General features: G+C 76.1%; 1 protein-coding gene and 1 pseudogene. One reads left to right on the top strand and one right to left on the bottom strand.

Annotation, left to right across the window (positions count from 1 at the left end):
• On the top strand, positions 1-757 hold a 757-nt coding region (locus HGA02_RS20230), incomplete at its 5' end, for a hypothetical protein (RefSeq protein WP_168681226.1).
• A gap of 69 nt (positions 758-826) precedes the next feature.
• On the opposite strand, the pseudogene HGA02_RS20225 reads toward HGA02_RS20230, so the two are convergent.
• Positions 827-1,013: pseudogene (locus tag HGA02_RS20225) on the bottom strand (uracil-DNA glycosylase); the annotation flags it as partial.

The following is a 1,013-nucleotide window of genomic DNA, read 5'->3' as shown; positions in this document are numbered from 1 at the left end:
GGCGCTCGCCCTCGCCGTCGTCGGCGCCGCGCTCCCCGTCGAGCCGGCGAGCGCGTCGCGCCTCGACGTCCGCGCCCACCCGGCCGCGGTCGTCGTCCGCAGCGCGTGCACCGCGATCCCGGTGCAGGTCGTCCCGACGACGGCCACCGCATCGACCTCCATCCGCCTCGACGGTCTCACCGCCGCCGACCAGGCCGCGTGCGCGGGACGTCCCGTCGCCGTGACGCTGTTCGGCGCCTCCGGTGTCCTCGCGACCGCGCAGGGCACGCTCACGAGCGGCACGCAGACCTACCCCCTCACGGGTGCCCCGACACCGACCGCCGTCACGCGCGTGCGCGTGCTCGTGGGCGGGTTCGCCGTCCCCGCGACATGGCGCGTCCCGGGTCCGGCGCCGGACTCGTGCCGCGTCGTGAAGGCCGACGGCAGCGCGAGCACGACGCCGTGCACCGTGACCGGCACGGGTACGCCGAACTTCTGGACGGGCAACGCGTACTGGACCGTCTACTTCTCCGCCCCCGGCATCCAGCAGGACGAGCACGTCGAGTTCGCGTTCACCGTGCCCGACCGCGCCGTCCCGACCGGCTGGGTGTGGTCGGCCGCGACGGTGGTGCAGGTCAACAACTCGGCGCAGCTGACGTCGCGGTGCGCCGACCTGCCGACGGTCCGCGGGAAGCTCCCGGGCAACATCGGCGCGACGCCCGAGGTGCAGGTCCGGTTGACGACCGAGGGCGGGATGCCGCCGCTGTGCCTGCCCTGAGCGGAGCCGCCGTGACGGTCGCTGCCGCGCCGAGCTGGACGGCCGCGGCCGTCGCGGACGCCCGGGACGTCAGGGCAGGCGCCAGTCGACCGGGTCCGCGCCCTGCTCCTCGAGCAGGCGGTTGACGGTCGAGAACGGGCGGGACCCGAAGAACCCGCGGCTCGCCGACAGCGGCGACGGGTGGACCGACTCGACCCGCGGCACCGACCCGAGCGCCGGACGCAGCGACTGCGCGTCGCGCCCCCAGAGGACCGCG

Source organism: Cellulomonas septica (genome assembly GCF_012396155.1).
In the GTDB taxonomy this organism is placed as follows: domain Bacteria; phylum Actinomycetota; class Actinomycetes; order Actinomycetales; family Cellulomonadaceae; genus Cellulomonas; species Cellulomonas septica.
Note: the sequence above shows the minus strand (reverse complement) of the source record. Positions and strands in the feature narration are given on the sequence as shown.